At 71.7% G+C, this 23013-nt stretch carries 15 protein-coding genes; 9 read left to right on the forward strand and 6 right to left on the reverse strand.

What is annotated here, in order from left to right:
• Positions 1–336 precede the first annotated feature (336 nt).
• From ACWDAS_RS06465 to glgB, 4 genes are all read left to right on the forward strand, one after another.
• Positions 337–2334, forward strand: coding sequence for an alpha-1,4-glucan--maltose-1-phosphate maltosyltransferase (locus ACWDAS_RS06465; RefSeq protein WP_450387704.1), 1998 nt, complete (start codon positions 337–339; stop codon positions 2332–2334).
• The gene (gene treS / locus ACWDAS_RS06470; protein ID WP_450387705.1) at positions 2331–4031 is read left to right on the forward strand and encodes a maltose alpha-D-glucosyltransferase; all 1701 of its coding nucleotides are present in this window, start codon (positions 2331–2333) and stop codon (positions 4029–4031) included. The genes ACWDAS_RS06465 and treS overlap by 4 nt, the downstream gene beginning before the upstream one ends.
• A gap of 252 nt (positions 4032–4283) precedes the next feature.
• Complete coding sequence (locus tag ACWDAS_RS06475; protein ID WP_450387706.1) at positions 4284–5771, forward strand: maltokinase N-terminal cap-like domain-containing protein; 1488 nt, start codon at positions 4284–4286, stop codon at positions 5769–5771.
• Positions 5772–5808: 37 nt separating this feature from the next.
• Positions 5809–8418: a 1,4-alpha-glucan branching enzyme gene (gene glgB / locus ACWDAS_RS06480; RefSeq protein WP_450387707.1), complete on the forward strand. Its 2610-nt coding sequence runs from the start codon at positions 5809–5811 to the stop codon at positions 8416–8418.
• Between the two features lie 325 nt (positions 8419–8743).
• Here the strand turns inward: glgB and ACWDAS_RS06485 are convergent, their stop codons facing one another.
• A complete protein-coding gene (locus tag ACWDAS_RS06485) occupies positions 8744–10114 on the reverse strand; it encodes a cation:dicarboxylate symporter family transporter (RefSeq protein WP_450387922.1) in 1371 nt (456 codons plus the stop codon).
• 142 nt (positions 10115–10256) lie between these two features.
• On the opposite strand from ACWDAS_RS06485, the gene ACWDAS_RS06490 reads away from it, so the two are divergent.
• Positions 10257–11891, forward strand: coding sequence for a sensor histidine kinase (locus tag ACWDAS_RS06490; RefSeq protein ID WP_450387708.1), 1635 nt, complete (start codon positions 10257–10259; stop codon positions 11889–11891).
• Positions 11888–12571, forward strand: coding sequence for a response regulator (locus ACWDAS_RS06495; RefSeq protein WP_450387709.1), 684 nt, complete (start codon positions 11888–11890; stop codon positions 12569–12571). The genes ACWDAS_RS06490 and ACWDAS_RS06495 overlap by 4 nt, the downstream gene beginning before the upstream one ends.
• Before the next feature lie 50 nt (positions 12572–12621).
• Here the strand turns inward: ACWDAS_RS06495 and ACWDAS_RS06500 are convergent, their stop codons facing one another.
• Complete coding sequence (locus ACWDAS_RS06500) at positions 12622–13647, reverse strand: ATP-dependent 6-phosphofructokinase (RefSeq protein WP_450387710.1); 1026 nt, start codon at positions 13645–13647, stop codon at positions 12622–12624.
• A gap of 159 nt (positions 13648–13806) precedes the next feature.
• On the opposite strand from ACWDAS_RS06500, the gene pta reads away from it, so the two are divergent.
• The 3 genes from pta to pyk all read left to right on the forward strand — a co-directional run bounded on the left by pta (position 13807) and on the right by pyk (position 18594).
• A complete protein-coding gene (pta, locus tag ACWDAS_RS06505) occupies positions 13807–15885 on the forward strand; it encodes a phosphate acetyltransferase (RefSeq protein WP_450387711.1) in 2079 nt (692 codons plus the stop codon).
• 23 nt (positions 15886–15908) lie between these two features.
• Positions 15909–17060 (forward strand): acetate kinase, encoded by a 1152-nt coding sequence (locus ACWDAS_RS06510; RefSeq protein ID WP_450387712.1) that lies wholly within the window; start codon positions 15909–15911, stop codon positions 17058–17060.
• Positions 17061–17169: 109 nt separating this feature from the next.
• A complete protein-coding gene (gene pyk / locus ACWDAS_RS06515) occupies positions 17170–18594 on the forward strand; it encodes a pyruvate kinase (RefSeq protein WP_450387713.1) in 1425 nt (474 codons plus the stop codon).
• Between the two features lie 141 nt (positions 18595–18735).
• On the opposite strand, the gene ACWDAS_RS06520 is transcribed toward pyk, so the two are convergent.
• The 4 genes from ACWDAS_RS06520 to ACWDAS_RS06535 all read right to left on the reverse strand — a co-directional run bounded on the left by ACWDAS_RS06520 (position 18736) and on the right by ACWDAS_RS06535 (position 22890).
• Positions 18736–19992, reverse strand: coding sequence for a hydrogenase expression protein HypF (locus tag ACWDAS_RS06520; protein ID WP_450387714.1), 1257 nt, complete (start codon positions 19990–19992; stop codon positions 18736–18738).
• Positions 19982–20596, reverse strand: coding sequence for a DUF6114 domain-containing protein (locus ACWDAS_RS06525; protein ID WP_450387715.1), 615 nt, complete (start codon positions 20594–20596; stop codon positions 19982–19984). Before ACWDAS_RS06525 ends, ACWDAS_RS06520 begins: the two co-directional genes overlap by 11 nt.
• Before the next feature lie 92 nt (positions 20597–20688).
• Entirely contained in the window at positions 20689–21312 is a 624-nt protein-coding gene (locus ACWDAS_RS06530; protein ID WP_450387716.1) for a DUF6230 family protein, read from the reverse strand.
• A 621-nt stretch (positions 21313–21933) separates the two neighbouring features.
• Positions 21934–22890, reverse strand: a complete 957-nt coding sequence (locus tag ACWDAS_RS06535) for a tetratricopeptide repeat protein (RefSeq protein ID WP_450387717.1) — start codon at positions 22888–22890, stop codon at positions 21934–21936.
• Positions 22891–23013 lie beyond the last annotated feature (123 nt).

Genomic DNA, 23013 nt, shown 5'->3' on the forward strand with positions numbered 1-23013 from the left:
CCGCTCCGGGTCACGGGCGGCGGCCCGGCGCCCCGGCGGGCCGTGCGCGCCTCCCCGCCGGGCGGTGGCCGGTTGTCGGCGCATGGGCGCCGTCGCATCCGCCCGGCGCGCAACTTACGCGCCAGTACCCCTTCCCGGGGAGTATTCGACCGTCATCCAATGGGCAGGCTCACCCTTGCGCGACGCGGCGCCGAACCCTCCCACACCACAACTCGTATCCGCCCACCCGAGTGAACGCGGACAGGAGCGGTCATGCCCACAGGCAGGCATCCGAAGGAGCAGCTAAAAAGAGCGGAAGGTACCCGCCCGGCCACCGGCACGAACAGGTGAGGCGCAATGATCGGTCGTATCCCCGTCCTGGACGTCCGCCCGCTGGTCGACTGCGGCCGCCGCCCCGCCAAGGCGGTGGTCGGGGAGACCTTCCAGGTCACCGCCACGGTGTTCCGGGAAGGACATGACGCGGTGTCGGCGAACGTGGTCCTGCGCAATCCCGCGGGCCGCTCCGGCACCTGGACCCCGATGCGCGAACTCGCCCCCGGCACCGACCGGTGGGGCGCCGAGGTGACACCCACCTCCGAGGGCCGCTGGACGTACACGGTGGAGGCCTGGAGCGATCCGGTGGCCACCTGGCGGCACCACGCGGGCATCAAGATCCCGGCAGGCATCGACACCGAACTGGTCCTCGCCGAGGGGGCCGAACTGCACGAGCGTGCGGCGGCCGGAGTACCCAAGAAAGACGGCCGGGCCGTGGTGCTGGCCGCGGTCGACGCCCTGCGCGACGCGTCCCGGACGCCCGGCGAGCGCCACGCCGCCGCCCTGGGACCCGATGTGGTGGCGGTGCTCGCCCGCCATCCGCTACGCGATCTGGTGAGCGCCTCCCGGCCGGCGGCCCTCCAGGTGGAGCGGCCGCGGGCGCTGTTCGGGTCCTGGTACGAGATGTTCCCCCGCTCCGAAGGGGCGGTGGTGGATCCCACGGGCCAGGCGCCGCCGCGGTCCGGCACCTTCCGGACGGCGGCGCAGCGGCTGCCGGCGATCGCGGCGATGGGCTTCGACGTGGTCTATCTGCCGCCCGTTCACCCGATCGGAGCAGCGTTCCGCAAGGGGCCGAACAACACGCTCACCCCCGGCCCGCACGATGTGGGCTCGCCCTGGGCGATCGGCTCCCCGGAGGGCGGCCACGACGCCGTCCACCCCGATCTCGGCACGCTCGAGGACTTCGACTTCTTCGTGGAGCGGGCCCGCGAGCTGCGCCTGGAGATCGCCCTGGACTTCGCCCTGCAGTGCTCCCCCGACCACCCGTGGGTCGGCAAGCACCCCGAGTGGTTCACCCGCCGGGCGGACGGCTCGATCGCGTATGCCGAGAACCCGCCGAAGAAGTACCAGGACATCTACCCGATCGCCTTCGACGCCGACATGGCCGGCATCGTGGCGGAGACCGAGCGGGTGCTGCGGCACTGGATGGACCACGGGGTGCGGATCTTCCGGGTCGACAACCCGCACACCAAGCCGGTGGTCTTCTGGGAGAAGGTCATCGCCGACATCAACCGGACGGACCCCGACGTCATCTTCCTGGCCGAGGCGTTCACCCGTCCGGCGATGATGCACACGCTGGCCCAGATCGGCTTCCAGCAGTCGTACACGTACTTCACCTGGCGCAACGGCAAGCAGGAACTGACGGAGTACCTGACCGAGCTGTCCGGCGAGGCCGCGAGCTACATGCGGCCGAACTTCTTCGTCAACACCCCGGACATCCTCCACGCCTACCTGCAGCAGGGCGGCCGCCCGGCGTTCGAGGCGCGCGCGGTCCTGGCGGCGACCCTTTCCCCCACTTGGGGGGTGTACGCGGGATATGAGCTCTGTGAGAACGCGCCGGTGCGCGAGGGAAGCGAAGAGTACCTACACTCGGAGAAGTACGAGCTCAAGCCCCGTGACTGGGCGGCAGCCGAGGCCGACGGCCGTTCGCTGGCTCCGCTGCTCACCACGCTGAACCGGCTGCGACGCCGCCACCCCGCGCTCCAGCAGCTGCGCAACCTGCGCTTCCACCCGGTGAACAACGACGCGGTGATGGCGTACTCCAAGCGCTCGGGCGACGGCAGCGATGTCGTACTGGTGGTCGTCAACCTGGACCCGCACCACACCCAGGAGGCGACCGTCTCGTTGAACATGCCGGAACTCGGCCTCGCATGGCACGAGTCCACCCCGGTGCGCGACGAGCTCACCGGCGAGACCTACCACTGGGGCAGGGACAACTATGTGCGCCTCGAGCCGGGCCGTACGCCCGCGCACATCCTCACCCTGCGACCTACTCCATCGACAGGAGGGTCACCCACTTGATCGTCAACGAACCCGTACCTGACACGTTCGAAGACACACCCGCGAAGGACCGGGATCCCGACTGGTTCAAGCGTGCCGTCTTCTACGAAGTGCTCGTACGGTCCTTCCAGGACAGCAATGGCGACGGCATCGGCGACCTCAAGGGACTCACCGCCAAACTGGACTATCTGCAGTGGCTGGGCATCGACTGCCTGTGGCTGCCGCCGTTCTTCGCCTCGCCCCTGCGCGACGGCGGCTACGACGTCTCGGACTACACGGCCGTACTGCCGGAGTTCGGTGACCTGGCCGACTTCGTGGAGTTCGTGGACGCCGCGCACCAGCGCGGAATGCGGGTGATCATCGACTTCGTCGTCAACCACACCAGCGACCAGCACGAGTGGTTCCAGCAGTCCCGCACGGACCCCGACGGCCCCTACGGCGACTACTACGTCTGGGCGGACGACGACAAGCAGTACCAGGACGCCCGCATCATCTTCGTCGACACCGAGAGCTCCAACTGGACCTTCGACCCGGTACGCAAGCAGTACTACTGGCACCGCTTCTTCTCGCACCAGCCGGACCTCAACTACGAGAACCCCAAGGTGCAGGAGGAGATCCTGGCCGCCCTGCGCTTCTGGCTGGACCTCGGCATCGACGGGTTCCGGCTGGACGCGGTGCCGTACCTGTACCAGGAGGAGGGCACCAACTGCGAGAACCTGCCGCGCACCCACGACTTCCTCAAGCAGGTGCGCGAGGAGATCGACGCCCACTACCCCGACACCGTGCTGCTCGCCGAGGCCAACCAGTGGCCCGAGGACGTCGTCGACTACTTCGGCGACTACGCCAAGGGCGGCGACGAGTGCCACATGGCCTTCCACTTCCCGGTCATGCCGCGCATCTTCATGGCGGTGCGCCGGGAGTCCCGCTACCCGGTCTCGGAGATCCTGGCCAAGACCCCGGCCATCCCGCGGAACTGCCAGTGGGGCATCTTCCTGCGCAACCACGACGAGCTCACGCTCGAGATGGTGACGGACGAAGAGCGCGACTACATGTACGCGGAGTACGCCAAGGACCCGCGCATGCGGGCCAACATCGGCATCCGGCGCCGGCTCTCCCCGCTGCTGGACAACGACCGCAACCAGATCGAGCTCTTCACCGCCCTGCTGCTGTCCCTGCCCGGCTCGCCGATCCTCTACTACGGCGACGAGATCGGCATGGGCGACAACATCTGGCTCGGTGACCGCGACGCGGTGCGCACGCCGATGCAGTGGACCCCGGACCGCAACGCGGGCTTCTCCTCCTGCGACCCGGGCCGGCTCTACCTGCCGACCATCATGGACCCGGTCTACGGCTACCAAGTCACCAACGTCGAAGCCCAGATGAGCTCCCCGAGCTCGCTGCTGCACTGGACCCGCCGGATGGTCGAGATCCGCAAGCAGAACCCGGCCTTCGGCCTGGGGTCGTACACCGAACTGCCCTCCACCAACCCGGCGGTCCTGGCCTTCCTGCGCGAGTACAAGGACGACCTCGTCCTGTGCGTGAACAACTTCTCGCGCTTCGCCCAGCCCACCGAACTCGACCTGCGGGCCTTCAGTGGCCGGCACCCCGTCGAGCTGATCGGCGGGGTGCGCTTCCCCGCCATCGGTGAATGGCCCTACCTGCTGACTCTCGCCGGTCACGGCTTCTACTGGTTCCGGCTGCGCCGCGACACGGTGTAGGCGCACCCGCCGGGTGACGTCGACCCGGCGGCCCGGCACGGTTTCGTGCCGGTCCGCCGGGGCAGGCTCCCCCTGCCGAATCCAGCGTCATATCGGATGCTGTACGGGCCCTTGTCCCTCGTACGCCAAGTACGCCAATTGCTCCACGGCTCGGATGATATTCGTCCGACACGTCCCACTCGTCGGACCATCGCCGCAGCGCGCCCCTTCACTTAGGGAACCAGCAGGCCCGGCACCCGAGGAAAGGACGTCATGTCGGAGACCTCGTGGCTTCGCACTTCCACAGTCCGGCCGGGGACCACCGTGCCCCCCGCGCCGGGACTGCTCTCCGCACTCGGCCCGTTGCTGCGGGAGTGGCTGCCCCGGCAGCGGTGGTTCGCCGGGAAGGGGCGGCCGATCGGCGGCTTCGGACTGGTCTCGGCCACCGAGTTGCTGCCCGCCGACGGGCGACTGGGCACCCCCGGTCTGCTCCATCTCCTGCTCGACGTGCACCACGAGGCGCAGGAGCGCGTTCCCGGCGCCGCGCACGGCCAGCCGCCCGACACCTACCAGTTGCTGCTCGGCACCCGGGCACTGCTGCCGCCCGTGCTCGCGCCGGCGCTGATCGGGCACGCGGTCGGCGGACCTCTGGACGGCCTCACCATCTACGAGGCGCTGCACGACCCCCGTCTGACCTCCCTCCTGCTGGAGCGGCTGCGCGCCCCCGGTCGCACCGGGCATCTGCGCTTCGGCACCGAGCCGGGCGCGGTGATCCCGGCGGGGTCCGCGCCGCGGCTGTCCACCGCGGAACAGTCCAACAGCTCGGTCATCTACGGCGACAGCCACATCCTCAAGCTGTTCCGGCGGGTCGCCCCGGGCCCCAACCCCGACCTGGAGCTCTCGCTCGCCCTCGCGCGCGCCGGGTCCGCGCGCGTCGCGGCGCCCGCCGCCTGGTTCGAGGCGGTGGGCCTGTACGACGAACCCGCCACGCTCGGCGTGCTGCAGCGCTTCCTGCCCGGTTCAGCCGGGGCGTGGGAACTCGCCCTGCGGGCGGTGGAGGAGGGCACGGACTTCTCCGGCGAGGCGCACGCGCTGGGGTGCGCGACCGCCGAGGTGCACCTGGCGCTGGCGCGCGCCCTGCCGACGAGCACGCTGCGCCGCCCGCAGATCGAACTGCTCGCCGCCGCGATGGCCGGCCGGCTGGACGCCGCCGCGGCGGCGGTGCCGGCCCTGCGGCCGTACCGGGCGGCGCTGCGGAACGCCTTCGACGACCTCGCCGCGCTCGGCAGGAGCGGCACCGTGCTGGCCGCGCAGCGCATCCACGGCGACCTCCATCTCGGCCAGGCCCTGCGAACCGGGGCATCGCCGTCGCCCGCGGGACCGGGGGACTCCGGGGGATGGGTGCTGATCGACTTCGAGGGCGAGCCGGCCCGGCCGCTCCCCGAACGCCGCCGTCCCGCACCGCCGGTGCAGGATGTCGCCGGGATGCTGCGCTCCTTCGACTACGCCGCCCGGCACCACGACCCGTCGGCCCCCGGGGCGCCCGAGTGGGCGGAGACGCAGCGCGCCGCCTTCTGCGCGGGCTACGCGGAGGCCGCCGGGACCGATCCGAGGGACGAGCCCGTCGTCATACGCGCCTACGAGACCGACAAGGCCGTCTACGAAGTGCTCTACGAGGCCAGGCACCGACCCGCCTGGCTCCCCATCCCCATGGCCGCAGTGCGGCGCCTCGCGCAGCCGCTGCGCGACGGCACCCCCTGACCGGGCGCCCCCGCGCCCACCCGAGGAGGACCTGATCGTGACCGATCGCCAGCCGTTCCCCGACGCCACCCCCGGCCCGGGCGGGAACGGGCGGGCCCGCACCGCGCGTCCCGCACGCGGCACCGGATCCGAGGGCTCGGCGCCCCCGCCGCCCCCCGCCGCCCCGCAGGCCCCGCCGGTCTCGGCCACCCGGCCGCAGAAGGCCGCCGGAGCGAAGCCCGCGCGCGGGGGGAAGTCCGCGAAGTCCGGGGCCGGGCGTCCGGCCGCCGCGGGCCGCCCCCAGCCGGACGCGTCCGGCTCCTCCGAGGCCGTGGCGCGCGGCTACGACCCCGCCGGCTCCGAGCGGCCGCCCGCCTCGGGCACCGCTCCGCGCACGACCGCTCCCGCGGGGGTCGGCCACCAGGCGCGGCCCCCCGCCCCCGAGGTCGCCCCGGCCGCGGCGGCCGTCCCGGGCGACGTGCCGCCGGCCCCGGAGCTCGACCCCGGCGAGCGCCGCCGGCTGCTGGACGGCGCCCACCACGACCCGCACGGGCTGCTCGGCGCGCATCCCGTCACCGACGGTGTGGCCTTGCGCGCGCTGCGGCCGTACGCGCGGAGCGTGGCCGTCGTCAGCGGCGACGGGACGCGGACGGTGCTGCACGACGAGGGCGACGGGCTGTTCAGCGGCATGCTGCCGCCGGCCGCGGCCGCGGAGTACCGGCTGGCCGTGACCTACGACGGGGACGAGCGGGAGGTGCACGACCCGTACCGCTTCCTGCCGGCGCTGGGCGAGTTCGACCTGCATCTGATCCGTGAGGGGCGGCACGAACAGCTGTGGACGGCGCTGGGCGCCGAACCGATGACCCACGAGGGCGTCACCGGCACCCGCTTCACCGTGTGGGCGCCGAACGCGCGCGGGGTGCGCGTGGTCGGCGACTTCACCTACTGGGACGGCACCGCCTTCCCGATGCGCTCGCTGGGCTCGTCCGGCGTGTGGGAGCTGTTCCTGCCCGAGGTCGGCGAGGGACAGCGCTACAAGTTCGAGATCTGCGGGCCGGACGGGGTACGGCGGCTCAAGGCCGACCCGATGGCGCGCCGCACCGAGGAGCCGCCGGACACCGCCTCCGTCGTCACCGCCTCCCGCCACGAGTGGCAGGACGCCGACTGGATGGCCTCGCGCGGTTCCGTGCCCGTGCACGAGGCGCCCTTCTCGGTCTACGAGGTGCACCTCGCCTCGTGGCGGCCGGGGCTGTCGTACCGCGAACTGGCCGAGCAGTTGCCGGCGTACGTGCGCGACCTGGGCTTCACGCACGTGGAGCTGATGCCGGTCGCCGAGCACCCCTTCGGGGGCTCCTGGGGCTACCAGGTCACCTCGTACTACGCCCCGACCGCCCGGATGGGAACCCCGGACGACTTCAGGTGCCTGGTGGACGCGCTGCACCGGGCGGGCATCGGGGTCATCATGGACTGGGTACCGGCCCACTTCCCCAAGGACGACTGGGCGCTGGCGCTCTTCGACGGCACGAACCTCTACGAGCACCCGTGGCGCGGGGACCACCCCGACTGGGGGACGCTGGAGTTCGACTTCGGGCGCACCGAGGTCCGCAACTTCCTGGTGGCCAACGCGGTGTACTGGTGCGAGGAGTTCCACATCGACGGGCTGCGGGTGGACGCCGTCGCCTCGATGCTCTACCTGGACTACTCGCGCGAGGACGGCCAGTGGGCGCCCAACGCGTACGGCGGCCGCGAGGACCTGGACGCCGTCGCCTTCCTGCAGGAGATGAACGCGACCGTCTACCGGCGCTGCCCCGGCGTCGTCACCATCGCCGAGGAGTCCACCGCCTGGGACGGCGTCACCCGCCCCACCCACCACGTCGGCCCGGCCGGCTTCGGCGGTCTCGGCTTCGGCCTGAAGTGGAACATGGGGTGGATGCACGACTCGCTGGAGTACATCAAGCACGAGCCGGTGCACCGCAAGTACCACCACAACGAGATGACCTTCTCGATGGTGTACGCGTACAGCGAGAACTACGTCCTGCCGATCTCGCACGACGAGGTCGTCCACGGCAAGGGCGCGCTGGTGAGCAAGATGCCCGGCGACTGGTGGCAGCAGCGCGCGAACCACCGTGCCTACCTCGGCTTCATGTGGGCCCATCCGGGCAAGCAACTGCTCTTCATGGGACAGGAGTTCGCCCAGGGCGCGGAGTGGTCCCACGACCACGGGCCGGACTGGTGGCTGCTCGACGAGACCTACTCGGCGGCGGGCGACCACCGCGGCGTACGGGACCTCGTGCGCGACCTGAACACCGTGTACCGGGCCACGCCGCCGCTGTGGCAGCGCGACACCACGCCGGACGGCTTCTCCTGGCTCGACGGCGGCGCCGCGGAGGACAACGTCCTCTCCTTCGTTCGCCTCGACGCGGCCGGGGACCCGCTCGTCGCGGTCAGCAACTTCTCGCCGGTCGTCCGCCACGGCTACCGGATCGGGCTGCCGGACGGGGTGGAGGCACTGCGCGAGGTGCTCAACACCGACGCCGCCAGGTACGGCGGGGGCGACGTCACCAACCCCGAGCCGCTGAAGTCCGAGCCGGTGGGCTGGAACGGCCGGCGCCAGAGCGTGCAGCTCACGCTGCCACCGCTGGCGACGATCTGGCTGCGGCCCGCGTAGGCCCCGCCCAGGGCCGAGCGCCGCCGCGCGAACTCGCGCGGCGGCGCTTCGCGTTCCCGCCGAAGGGCGGCGCCCCGTCGAACGCGGGTGCCGCCCTTCGGGCTCGCCCGGGGTCCGGCCACCCCGTCCGCGGGGTGGGTGGGAGACCAGCGGGGAGAGGCGGGTGTCGAGGACGGGTGTCAGGTCGTCGGAACTGCGTCAGCGCCCGTCCCAGGACGCGTGACGGTCCCGGCGACACAGTGCATTACGTGCCCCCGCACGAAAGCGGGCCCCGCCGGGCGGAGGGGGATCCGCCCGGCGGGGCCGCTCGTGGGGTGACAGCGGGTCAGGCCGTCGTCACCGACTCCTTGCCGCTCCCGGCGGGGACGGGCTCGGGTGCCGTGCCGTGGCCGTCGTCGACGAGCGTGGTCTCGTCGAAGGGCAGCTCGCCGGCGAACACGCGCCGCGCCTGCTCGCGGTCGAACTCCTTGGTCCACGTGCCGATCAGGACGGTGGCGACCGCGTTGCCCGCGAAGTTGGTGACGGCGCGCGCCTCGCTCATGAAGCGGTCGATGCCGACGATGAGACCGACGCCGTCGACCAGGGCCGGCTTGTGCGACTGGAGTGCTCCGGCGAGGGTCGCCAGGCCGGCACCGGTGACGCCGGCGGCCCCCTTGGAGGCGACCATCATGAACAGGAGCAGGGTGATCTGCTGCCCGATGGCGAGCGGCTGGCCCATCGAGTCGGCGATGAACAGCGAGGCCATGGTCAGGTAGATCATGGTGCCGTCGAGGTTGAAGGAGTAGCCGGTCGGCACGGTGATGCCGACGACCGGGCGGCTGACGCCGAGGTGCTCCATCTTGGCGATCAGGCGGGGCAGCGCCGACTCCGACGACGAGGTGGAGACGATCAGCAGGAACTCCCGGCCCAGGTACTTCAGCAGCTGGAACAGGTTGACCCCGGCGAAGACCCGGAGCATCAGGCCGAGCACCAGCACGACGAAGATCAGGCAGGTGACGTAGAAGCCGAGCATGATCGTGGCCAGCGCCTTGAGGGCGTCCACACCCGCCGAGCCGACCACCGCCGCGATCGCGCCGAAGGCGCCGACGGGGGCCGCCCACATGATCATGGACAGGACGCGGAAGACCAGCTTCTGGATGTGGCCGACGCCGCGCAGGATCGGCTCGCCCGCCGACCCCATGGCCTGCAGGCCGAAGCCGACCAGCAGCGCCACCAGGAGGGTCTGCAGCACCTGCCCCTCGGTGAAGGCGGACACCAGGGTGACCGGGATGATGCCCAGCAGGAAGTCCGGCAGGTTCTCGGCCGGGGCGTCCTTGGCCTGGGCCTGGCCCGCGTCCTTCAGCGCGTCGGTCAAGTGGAGCCCGTCGCCGGGCTGGAGGATGTTGCCGACCACCAGGCCGATGGCGAGCGCGACGAACGACATCACCAGGAAGTAGCCGAGCGCGAGGCCGCCGACCTTGCCGACCTTGGCGGCCTGGCGGACCGAGCCCACGCCCAGCACGATCGTGCAGAAGATGACCGGCGAGATCATCATCTTGATCAGGTTCACGAACCCGGTGCCTATGGGCTTCAACTCGACGGCCGCGTCGGGCGCGACGAGGCCGACCACGGCGCCGGCGACCGCGGCGACGATCACCGCGATGTACAGGTAGTGGGTACGGTCCCTGCGGCCCTGGGTACGGCTCTGTACCGGCACTGACACCTTGGTCTCCTCGGTCCACCCGGGCGCCGTCCCTGGCGCCCGCGATCGGGTAGGTCCCGGTGACTATGCGCCCGCCCAGTGAGCCAGGTCACGTTTGCGTTCATTGAGTTCGCGGAAACTGTGCACACTGGTGGGCATGCCGCTCCTCGACCGCCTCCGCCGCCCCCGGCCGCGCCGCCGCCCGCGCAGCCTGGCGGGGCAGCTGTTCGCGATGCAGGTGGTCATCGTGGCCATGGTGGTCGCGGGCATCGCGGTGCTCGTCTACGTCAACGCCGCCGGTCGCGCCGAGGACGCGGCGCGGGACCGGGTCACTGCGGCCGCGCGGGCGGTGGCCGACGCCCCCTCGGTCGCGGCGGCGATCCGCGGCGAGGACCCCAGCGCATCGCTCCAGCCCTACGCGGAGCGGGTCCGCCAGGACACCGGTGTGTCCTTCATCACCATCATGAGCCCGGACGGCATCCGCTGGACGCACCGCGACACCACCCAGATAGGCCGTCCCTTCCTCGGGCACATAGGGCCCGCTCAGCGCGGCGAGACCTTCACCGAGACCTACACCGGCACGCTCGGCGCGTCCGTGCGCGTCGTCACCCCGGTCCGCGACGGCGCCCGCATCGTCGGGCTGGTCAGCGTCGGCATCACGGTCGAGACCATCACCGACCAGGTGCGCGGCCAGCTGACGGTGCTCATCGGGATCGCGGCCGCGGCCCTGGCGGTCGGCGGCCTCGGGACCTACCTGGCCAACGCCCGGCTGCGCCGCCACACCCACGGCATGGCCGCGGACGAGCTGAGCCGCATGTACGACTACCACCAGGCGACCCTGCACGCGGTGCGCGAGGGCCTGATCCTGCTGGACGCCGACCGCCGGGTCGCGCTGTGCAACGACGCCGCCCGCGAACTGCTCGGCCTGCCCGGGGACGTGGTGGGCTCGTACGTCGCCGAACTCGGGCTGCCCACCTCGCTGACCGGGGCGCTGCTGGCGGCCGAGCCGCGGGTGGACGAGGTCCATCTCACCGCGGAGCGCGTGGTGGTGGTCAGCACCTCGCCGGTGCTTGGCGGCGAGCGGCGCGGGACCGTGGTCACCCTGCGGGACCACACCGATCTGCAGGCCCTCACCGGTGAACTGGACTCCGTGCGGGGCTTCGCCGAGGCGCTGCGCTCGCAGGCGCACGAGGCCTCCAACCGGTTGCACACGGTCGTCTCGCTCATCGAACTGGGCCGCTCCCAGGACGCGGTGGAGTTCGCCACCGCCGAACTGGAGCTGGCCCAGGCGCTCACCGACCGCGTGGTGGCGGCGGTCGGGGAACCGGTGCTGGCCGCGCTGCTGCTGGGCAAGGCGGCGGAGGCGAGCGAGCGGGGCGTGGAGCTGACCGTGACCGAGGACAGCCGCATCGACGACGGTGTGCTGCCCGCCTCGCTCACCTCGCGCGACCTCGTCACCATCCTGGGCAACCTGATCGACAACGCCTTGGACGCGGCCGTCGAGGGCGCCGGCCAGGACGCCGCCCGCCCCCATGTCGAGGTCACCGCCCGCGCGGACGGCGGCGAGTTGCTGCTGCGGGTCGCCGACAGCGGGCGCGGGGTCGACCCGTCGGTGGCGCGCGAGGTCTTCCGGCGCGGCTGGACGACCAAGAGCCAGGGGCGCGGCCTCGGTCTCGCGCTGGTCGAGCAGACCGCCCGGCGCGCGGGCGGCGGCGTGCACCTGGACCGCGCGGCGAGCGGCGGCGCGGCGTTCACCGTACGGTTGCCGCTGCGCGGGGAGGTGCGGGCATGATCAAGGTGCTGGTCGTCGAGGACGACCCGGTGGCGGCGGACGCCCACCGGCTCTACGTCGAGCGGCTGCCCGGTTTCTCGGTGACCGCCGTGGCCCACTCCGGCGGTGCGGCGCTGCGCGCCCTCGAACGCCACCAGGTGGACCTGATCCTGCTCGACCTCAACCTGCCGGACGGGCACGGGCTGCAGGTGGTGCGCACGCTGCGGGCCGCCGGCCACACCGCCGACGTGGTGGCCGTGACCTCGGCCCGCGACCTGGGCGTGGTGCGCCAGGCCGTCTCCGTCGGGGTGGTGCAGTACCTGCTGAAACCGTTCACCTTCCCCACCCTGCGCGACCGGCTGGAGCGCTGGGCCCGCTACCGCGACGAACTCGCCGGCGGCGAGGCCTCGGGCCAGGACGAGGTGGACCGCGCCCTTGCGGCGCTGCGCAGTCCGGAGGGCTCCGTGCTCCCCAAGGGCCTCAGCGGCCCCACCCTGGAGGCGGTGACCACCGCGCTGCGCGAGGCGGAGGAGGGTCTGTCGGCGAACGCGGCCGCCCAGGCCGTCGGGGTCTCGCGGATCACGGCCCGTCGCTATCTGGAGCACCTGGTGGAGACCGGCCGTGCCGTCCGCGCCCCGCAGTACGGGCAGGTCGGCCGGCCCGAGCTCACCTACCGCTGGGCGTCGCGGCACCGTACGTGAGTCCGCCGCGCGCGCCCGCCGGACCGCGCGGCGCGTGACCGGACGCGTGCTCAGAAGACCGACTCCGCCTCCTGCATGCGGTCCTCCGGCACCCGCTTGAGCACCATCACCGCGTCGGCCAGCGGCACCAGTTCCACGGCGGTGCCCCGCAGCGCCGTCATGCAGCCGAAGGCGCCCTTGTGGGCGGCCTCGACGGCGTGCCAGCCGAAGCGGGTGGCGAGCACGCGGTCGTACGCGGTGGGGACGCCGCCGCGCTGGACGTGGCCGAGGATGACGGGGCGGGCCTCCTTGCCCATCCGCTGTTCGAGCTCGCCGGCGAGCCGGGTGCCGATCCCGGCGAAGCGCTCGTGGCCGTAGGCGTCGATCTCGCCGTGGGCGTACGGCATGGTCCCCTCGGCGGGGTGGGCGCCCTCGGCGACGCAGATGACGGCGAACTTCTTGCCGCGGGCGAAGCGCTCCTCGACCATGGCGACCAGGTCGGCGGGGTCGAAGGGCCGTTCCGGGAGGCAGATGCCGTGCGCGCCGCCGGCCATGCCGGACTCCAGGGCGATCCACCCGGCGTGCCGCCCCATGACCTCGACGACCATGACGCGCTGGTGGGACTCGGCGGTGGTCTTGAGGCGGTCGATGGCCTCGGTGGCGACGGTGACGGCGGTGTCGAAGCCGAAGGTGCGGTCGGTGGCGGAGATGTCGTTGTCGATGGTCTTGGGGACGCCGACCACCGGCATCCCCGCCTCGGCGAGCAGCCGGGCCGCGGTGAGCGTACCCTCGCCGCCGATCGGGATGAGGACGTCGAGTCCGTAGTCGGCGCACACGGTGCGCCAGTTGTCGGCGGCCTCGTGGAGGCGGGCGCGTTCCAGGCGGGAGGAGCCGAGGATGGTGCCGCCCCGGGCGAGGATGCCGCTGACGGAGTTGAGGTCGAGCGGACGGTAGCGGCCCTCCAGCAGGCCCTTGAAGCCGTCCTCGAAGCCGATGACCTCGTCGCCGTGGTAGGTCAGCGCCCGGTGGGTGACCGAACGGATCACGGCGTTGAGCCCGGGGCAGTCGCCGCCGGCGGTGAGGACTCCGATGCGCATGGCGCTCCACGCTCCCTCCGGTCGCGTGTACGGTCGCCTTTTTCGCATCGTAGGTCCGCACCGCACCCGCCGCGCGTCATACGCACACCGAACGGTAATGTCAAGAGGTATCCACCACCCGTCTGGGTGGATCCCGCCGGGCAGGAACGGAGAGAGCGCGTGACGCGCAGCGTGTACGTAACCGGGATCGGCAGGGGGGACGGCCGGCAGGTCGTCGAGCTGGGCGTGATGGAGCTGCTGACCCGGCAGGTGGACCGCGTCGGGGTCTTCCGGCCGCTCGTCCACGACACGCCCGACCGGATGTTCGACCTGCTGCGCAGCCGCTACCGGCTGACCCAGGACCCGGCGACCGCCCACGGCCTGAGCTACGAGAAGGCGGCCGCCCTCCAGGCCGAGCAGGGCCGGGACGCGCTGATCGCCCACCTGGTCGACCGCTACCACCTGGTGGCCCGGGACTTCCCCACCGTGCTCGTCCTGGGCTCGGACTTCCACGAGACCAACATCCCCGGCGAGCTGGGCGTCAACGCGCGGCTGGCGAACGAGTTCGGCGCCTCCGTGATCCCCGTGGTCGGCGGCCGTGACCAGACCGCCGACTCCGTCGTCGACGAGGTCCGCAACGCGCATCAGGCGTACACCGGGCTGGGCTGCGACATCGTCGCCATGATCGCCAACCGGGTGCCGCGCGAGGCGCTGGAGGAGGCCGCGACGCGGCTGCGCCGCCGGCTGCCGGTCCCCGCGTACGTGCTGCCCGACGAGCCCGCGCTGTCGGCCCCCACGGTCGCCCAGGTCGTCGAGGCGCTCCACGCGGAGGTGCTGCTCGGCGACCACAGCGGCATGTCCCGGGACGTGATGAACTTCGTCTTCGGCGGTGCGATGCTGCCGACCTTCATCCGCGCGCTGACCCCCGGCTGCATGGTGATCACCCCCGGCGACCGGGCGGACCTGATCATCGGCTCGCTGGCGGCGCACTCCGCCGGCTCCCCGCCCATCGCCGGCATCCTGCTCACCCTGGACGAGGTGCCCGGCCCCGAGATCATGGCGCTGGCGGCCCGGCTGGCCCCCGGCACCCCGGTCATGTCGGTGCCGACCGGCAGCTTCCCGACCGCCGCCGAGCTGTTCGCCCTGGAGGCCCGGATGGGCGCGGCCACCCCGCGCAAGGCGGAGATCGCGCTCGGGCTCTTCGAGAAGCACGTGGACCGTGCCGAGCTGAGCGACCGGCTGTCGGTGGTCCGCGGCGAGCGGGTCACCCCGATGATGTTCGAGCACGAGCTGATCGAGCGGGCCCGCGCGGGCCGCCGCCGGGTGGTCCTCCCCGAGGGGACGGAGGAGCGCATCCTGCACGCGGCCGAGGTCCTGCTGCGCCGGGACGTCTGCGACATCGTCCTGCTCGGCGACGAGGACGCGATCCGCAAGCGGGCCGGCGAGCTCGGCATCGACCTGGACGTGCCGGGCTGCACCCTGACCGACCCGCAGACCTCGCCGCTGCGCGAGAACTTCGCCGAGCTCTACGCCGGGCTCCGCGCCCACAAGGGCGTCAGTTACGAGCTGGCGTACGACATCGTGGCCGACGTCTCCTACTTCGGGACGCTGATGGTGCAGCAGGGGTTCGCCGACGGCATGGTCTCCGGCGCCGTCCACTCCACGGCGGCGACGATCCGCCCCGCCTTCGAGGTCATCAAGACCGCGCCGGGCGCGGCGATCGTCAGCTCCGTCTTCTTCATGTGCCTGGCCGACCGGGTGCTGGTGTACGGCGACTGCGCCGTCAACCCGGACCCGGACGCCGAGCAGCTGGCCGACATCGCGATCCAGTCCGCCGAGACCGCCGCCCAGTTCGGGGTCGAGCCGCGGGTCGCGATGCTGTCGTACTCGACCGGCACCTCCGGCTCGGGCGCCGACGTCGACAAGGTGCGGCGGGCCACCGAACTGGTCCGGCAGCGGCGTCCGGAGCTGATGGTCGAGGGCCCGATCCAGTACGACGCGGCGGTGGACGCGAAGGTCGCGGCCACCAAGCTGCCGGACTCGAAGGTCGCGGGGAACGCCACCGTGCTGATCTTCCCGGACCTCAACACCGGCAACAACACCTACAAGGCGGTGCAGCGTTCGGCGGGCGCGGTGGCCGTCGGCCCGGTGCTCCAGGGCCTGCGCAAGCCCGTGAACGACCTGTCGCGCGGCGCGCTGGTCCAGGACATCGTCAACACCGTCGCCATCACGGCCATCCAGGCCCAGGGCGACCGGTGACCGGCCACAACAGGGAAGGCACAGTGACCGCAACCCGCGTACTCGTCCTCAACTCCGGCTCCTCGTCGGTGAAGTACCAGCTGCTCGACATGGCCGACGGCAGCCGGCCGGCCGCCGGGATAGTCGAGCGGATCGGCGAGCCGGGCGGGGTCACGGACCACGCCGAGGCGCTGAAGACCATCGCGGAGGAGCTGGCCGGCCGCGGCCTCGGCCTGGACTCCCCCGAGCTGGCCGCGGTCGGGCACCGCGTCGTCCACGGCGGCACGCGTTTCACCGAGCCGACACTGATCGACGACGAAGTGCTGGCCGCCGTCGAGGAGCTGGTGCCGCTGGCCCCGCTCCACAACCCGGCGAACGTCACGGGCATCCGGGTCGCCCGTGAACTGCGCCCGGACCTGCCGCAGGTCGCGGTCTTCGACACCGCCTTCCACGCCACCGTCCCCGAGTACGCCCACCGCTACGCGATCGACCGGGGGATCGCCGACGCCCACCAGGTACGCCGCTACGGCTTCCACGGCACCTCGCACGCGTACGTCTCCCGGGCGGCCGCGCGGCTGCTCGACAAGGACCCGGCCGAGGTCAACGTCATCGTCCTGCACCTGGGCAACGGCGCCTCCGCCTCCGCCGTGCGCTGCGGGGAGTGCGTGGAGACCTCGATGGGCCTCACCCCGCTGGAGGGCCTGGTGATGGGGACCCGCTCGGGCGACCTGGACCCGGCCGTCGTCTTCCACCTCGCCCGCGTCGGCGGGATGTCGGTGGCGGAGATCGACACCCTGCTCAACAAGGGCTCGGGCCTGCTGGGCCTGTGCGGCGACAACGACATGCGGGAGATCGCCCGCCGGATGGCCGAGGGCGACGCGGCGGCCCAGCTCGCCTTCGACATCTACGTCCACCGGCTGCGCAAGTACGTGGGCGCCTACACCGCCGTGCTGGGGCGGGTCGACGCGATCGCCTTCACGGCGGGCGTCGGCGAGAACTCGGCGGCGGTCCGCGCGGCCGCGATGCGCGGCCTGGAGGGCCTCGGCATCGAGCTGGACGCGGTGCGCAACGCGGTGCGCGGCAGCGCGGCGCGCGTGGTGTCGGCCGAGGGCAGCCGGGTGGCGGTGGCGGTCGTCCCCACTGACGAAGAACTGGAGATCGCACAACAGACGTACTCGCTGGTGACCGGCCGGTGACTCGTCGCGGCCACCCGCAGGCTCTAATCTATGGCCGCCGTCCGCACCGTCCATGCCTCCCCCGCACGGGATAATTCCGGAGCGGAACAAACCCGATAGGATCGTCCTCATGCGCCGAGCGAAAATCGTCTGCACCCTGGGTCCCGCCGTCGACTCCTACGACCAGCTGAAGACGCTGGCCGAGGCCGGAATGAACGTGGCCCGCTTCAACTTCAGCCACGGCTCCCACGCCGACCACGAGGAGCGCTACCAGCGGGTGCGCAAGGTCGCCGAGGAGACCGGACGTGCCATCGGCACGCTGGCCGACCTCCAGGGGCCCAAGATCCGCCTGGAGACCTTCACGGACGGTCCCGTGGAACTGGTCGCCGGTGACGAGTTCGTCATCACCACCGAGGACGTGCCCGGCGACAAGACCATCTGCGGCACCACCTACAAGGGCCTGCCCGCCGACGTCCGCGCCGGCGACCCCGTCCTGATCAACGACGGCAACGTCGCGCTGCGTGTGATCGAGGTCGAGGGCCCGCGGGTCCGCTGCCTGGTCGTCGAGGGCGGTGTCATCTCCGACCACAAGGGCATCAACCTGCCCGGCGCCGCGGTGAACGTCCCCGCCCTGTCCGAGAAGGACGTCGAGGACCTGCGCTTCGCACTGCGCATGGGCGTCGACATGGTGGCGCTCTCCTTCGTCCGCGACGCCAAGGACGTCCGCGACGTCCACCGCGTCATGGACGAGGTCGGCCGCCGCGTGCCGGTCATCGCCAAGGTCGAGAAGCCTCAGGCGGTGGACAACATGGAGGACGTCGTCGCGGCCTTCGACGGCGTCATGGTGGCCCGTGGCGACCTGGCGGTGGAGTACCCGCTGGAGAAGGTCCCCATGGTGCAGAAACGGCTGATCGAGCTGTGCCGCCGCAACGCCAAGCCGGTGATCGTCGCGACCCAGATGATGGAGTCGATGATCACCAACTCCCGTCCGACCCGCGCCGAGGCCTCCGACGTCGCCAACGCGATCCTGGACGGCACGGACGCGGTCATGCTGTCCGCGGAGTCCAGCGTCGGCAAGTACCCCGTCGAGACCGTGAAGACCATGTCGCGGATCATCGAGGCGGCCGAGGTCGAGCTGCTCAAGCAGGGGCTGTGGCCGCTCAACGGCCGCAAGCCGCGCACCCAGGGCGGCGCCGTCGCCCGCGCCGCCGCCGAGCTCGCGGACTACCTGGACGCCAAGACCCTGGTCGCCTTCACCAAGTCCGGCGACACCGCCCGCCGGCTTGCCCGCTACCGCGTGCCGCAGACGGTCGTGGCGTACACGACCGACGAGTCGACCCGCAACATGCTGGCGCTCACCTGGGGTGTGCAGACCACCATCGTGCCGCACGTGAACACCACCGACGAGATGGTGGAGATCGTCAACCGGGAGATGCTGAAGCTCAGCGACTACACCGAGGGCGACACCGTGATCATCACGGCCGGCTCTCCTCCCGGTGTCCCCGGCACCACCAACCTGGTGCGGGTCCACCACCTGGGTCACCGGGCCGTCTGACGGACCACCGGGGCCACCGGCCCCACCGCGTCACCGGGTCCGCCCGGTGACGCGGAAAGCGGCGGAGGGCGCCTCCCCCTTGCGGGGACGGCGCCCTCCGCCGCTTGATGCGGCTCCCGGAGAGGTCCTGCGGGGTCCTGCTCAGTCCGCGGTGTTGTACACGTGCATGCCGGGGACCTTCAGCGTGCCGCCGAACTGGGCCGCCTGCTTGACCGTGACGTTGGTGAAGAAGGCGGCCGGCACGTTGAGCGGCGGCGGGGTGTCGGGTGTGAACTCGATCGGGATGAGCCCGAAGAGGTTGCCCTTCAGCGACTCGGTGTACATCGTCACCGTGCCGTTGCGGATCGTGGAGGTGCTGCCCTTGCGGGCGTCCACGTGGCCGACGGTGCCGTTCGGCCCCACGACCTCCTGCTGCAGGTCCTTGATGTCCACGCCGGAGGCGGTGAACTTCAGCACCTTCTTGACCTTGCCGCTCCAGGTCTTGACCTCGACGATGCCCTTGTAGTCGAGCCCGGTCAGGGTCAGCAGGCTGCTGTGCAGGACCCACGGGTCGTCCGGCAGCAGCGACTGCGTCTCCTGGTAGGCGGCGTCCGCCAGGGCCTGGGCGTCGTGGGTCGGGCACGGGAACGGGGTCTTGCCGTCCGCCGACACGGCCGGGGACTCCGTTGCCTTCGCGGTGGTCTCCGAGGCCGCCTTGGTGGCCTCCGAGACGGCCTTCTTCACCGTGTCGGTGGTGTCCTCGACGGTCTTCCCGACGGTGCCCTTGGTGGCGCTCGGCTTCGGGGCCGCCGAAGTGGCGCCCGGAGCGGGCGTCGCGCTCGCCGAGGGGGTCGCGGCGGCGGACGGCTCGCTCGACTTGTTGAGGCCCAGCAGGTCGCCCAGGGCGTCGCCGACGCCCAGCGGGTCCAGCGGGTTGGTCTGCTTGGTCGCGGACGCCGATGGGGCGGGCGCCGTCGTCGCGGAGCCTCCGGAGGTCGATCCGGACGAACCGCCGCCGGTGTCGTCGCCGTTGCCGCCCTGGTCGCCGGAACCGGAGCCCGAGGAGGTGTCGTGCGACGAGGAGCTCGCGGACGGGCTCGGGGTCGCGGTCTTGGTGCCGCCGCCCGACGGGGTGCTCGGCGTCGCGGACTCCGACGGCTCGTCGGGCTGCTCCACGCACTTCGTACCCGAGAACGGGTTCTTCGGCAGTTCGTCGGCAGAGGCCAGCCTCGGCGTCAGTCCCATGCCCATCAGGACCGCCGTCGGCATCGCGGCCAGGGCTATCGCCTTGCCCGCGGGCATCTGCAGCTTGGTCAGCAGCGACTTCCTCGGGGCCGCGTGCCGCGGCCCCGTTCTCTCACGGGTGCCGCTGCCGGCGGCGATCCCGGTGGAAGCGGGCTGAACCTCATCACCCCGCACTGTGCCTCCCGTTCGCGTCTACGGTCTGCTCGGCGCTGTCCACCGGGTACTGCGGGGCGGTCTCGCCCTGGACCGTGTGCGGCTCGGCCGGGTGCTCGCCGTAGGCAGCCGCGTACGGGGAACCGGGCGGCGGCACGTAAACGGCGTCGCCGTCGTCGCCCTTGCCGCTGTCGGGCAGCTCCGCCGGGTCCGCCCCGCCCTCGGCGGGCGGTGCGCCCGGGGCCCAGGAGACGGCGAGGGCGCCGCCGATGAGGCCCAGCAGGAAGCCCATCAGGAAGCCGCCGAAGTTGGAGACCACCAGCGACACCAGGGCCAGCAGGATCGACGCGACGCCCGAGAAGACGCGCACCGCCGACTGGAACCACATGGTCAGGCCGAGTACGACCAGCAGCACGCCGATGATCAGCGAACCGGACCCGGCCGTGGTGGCCATGGTCAGGCTCAGCGCGCCGAGCGAGAGATGGGCGTACGGGAAGTACGCGATGGGCAGTCCGGCCAGCAGGGTCAGCAGGCCCGCCCAGAACGGCCGCTGCCCGCGCCATACGCGGAAGCGGAACCGCCAATAGCCGAACCGGCCCCTCAGTCCGTGTGTCTCGGCGCTCATGGAAAACAGCTCCCTGGGACTGGCGTTTCTAGAAAGAGTCGGGGGTGAGGAAGGTGAGGGGCATCCCGTGCCCCCCACCCCCTCTGGTCAGGCTAGAAGCACTCGTACTTCTGGCCGGAGCCCATCTTCACCGACATGCTCAGCCCGCTGAGCTTGAAGGTGCCCGCGCTGGTCGCCCACGCGGTCTGCTGCACACCGGTGAGGTGAGCCTTCCGGGCCTCCTGCGCGAAGGAACCGGGGTCGGCCTTGTCGCCGGCCTTGATGCCGGGGCCCTGCTGGGTGTCACCGGCGGCGACACCGATGTTGATGTCGGTGAACTCCGCATCGGCGTCGAGCTGGTCGAGGTCGATGTAGAGGTTCTTCGCCTCGACCTTCTTGCCGTCGTTGCCGGCACCCAGCTTCAGCGTGACGTCGCCGATCGGCGTCGGCACGACCACGGACTGGCACAGACCGGTGATCGTGGCCGAGTCGAACGCGGAGACCGCGACCGGGATCGGCTTGCCGCCGTGCTGGACGTCGATGGCTCCGTACTGGACGAAGCCGTCACCCTGCAGGTCCTGGGCCTGGACCTTGAACTGCTGGCCCGAAACGCTGAACGAAGCGGCGAGCGCGCCCTGACCCAGGGCCACGCCTATCGCCGCGGTGGCCGCGACGCTGGGCACCATGACAACGGCGAACCGCTTCCATCTGGTACCGCCGCGGATGAGCGACTCCATGACTTTCCTCCTTCTCGGACGTACATCTCCGGCCGGAATCGTGGGGATTGCGGCGGGATGGGAGAAGTGCTACGTCCTCGGGAAGGAGAGCGCCGTATCGACGGCCGTCACGCGGGTAAGAGCGGACGGCGCTGTCCGAGATATCGGCGATCACCCCCGAGCGACAACCACATGGCCACGCTCTCGCGCAACCTGCTGGACAGGCCCCGCCGGATGGCAGAGACCCCCCTGTCCTCGGGCCGCGTTCACTGCTGGCACAGTTTCGGCGCCCCGGCCCGGTGGGGACCCGTTTCGACGATCGGCCGGCTGGATGCCGGCTCCTCGGCAACGGACCGAGCTTGGCCGATCGTGGTCCATTCGGCGCCGCTGCACAAGGGGCGTCGTTACTAGCGGGTAACGGTGCGATAACCCAGGAGGTATGGTCTGGACCATAATCGCTACGGAGCGTAGTCACGATGAGGGTGTGAAATTCACTCATCGGGTGATAGATCCGGACAGAGCCTCGTCACTCTCTTACCGGAAGTAACAGCGGCCGCGCTTCATCAAGATTTGGTAAAGCGCGGCCGGTCCTGCTTCAGGCTCGAAATGGCTTTCGAGGCGTGGCCACTTTACGTGATCAGGTCAGAACAGCACCCGCGCCAGCGCCGCACGGGCGGCCGTCACCCGGGGGTCGTCGGGCCCGATCACCTCGAACAGCTCCAGCAGCCGCAGCCGCGCGGTGTCGCGGTCCTCGCCCGCGGTGCGCCGCACGGCGTCCACCAGCCGGCCGAAGGCGTCCTCGACATGGCCGCCGACCAGGTCCAGGTCGGCCACCGCGATCTGCGCCGCCACGTCCGACGGATCGTCCGCCGCGGCCTTGCGGAGGGCCTGCGGGTCGGCGCCCTGCACCCGCTCCAGCAACTCGGCCTGGGCCAGGCCCAGCTTCGCCTCGATGTTGCCAGGGTCGTCCGACAGCACGTTCCGGTACGCCTGGATCGCGCCACCCAGGTCCCCCTGGTCCAGCGCGTCGTGCGCGGCCGACAGGGCGAGCTCCTGCGGGGAGGGCGGCCGCTCCTCGGCCTCCGGCACCTCGGCGCCGTCCTCGGCCGGGACGCCCATGATGCCGAAGCGCTGCTCGGCGACGGCGACCAGCTGGTCCAGCACCTCACGGATCTGGTCCTCGGGCGCGGCGCCCTGGAAGAGCGGCATGGCCTGGCCGGCCAGCACCGCGAACACCGCGGGGATGCCCTGCACGCCGAACTGCTGCACCAGCAACTGGTTCGCGTACACGTCGATCTTCGCGACGACGATCCGGCCCGCGTACGAGGCGGCGAGCCGCTCCAGCGTCTCCTGCAGCTGCACGCTGGCGTCCGCGCGGTCGGTCCAGAAGTGGACAACGACCGGGACCTCGGTGGAACGCTGCAGGACATCACTTTCGAAGGTGGCCTCGGTGACCTCGGTCACCAGGGCGGGGGCGGGTACTCCCCCTTGGCGGGCGGCTTCCGCGCGGGCCTGCTCGGCCTTCGCCTTGGCCTCTCCGGCCGCCTTCACCGCGGCGAGGTCGACCACGCCGCTCATGGACATGTTCCGTGGCTGCATGAGACCAATCCTCCCCCCTCGTCGCGGTTCCCGGGGAATCGCCCCCCTAAAGCGCCGCAATGGCGCGAAACGATGACGCAAAAGCTCGGCGCGAGTCCCCACTCGCGCCCGGTGGCTGCCACT

Source organism: Streptomyces sp. NPDC001070, assembly GCF_053598835.1.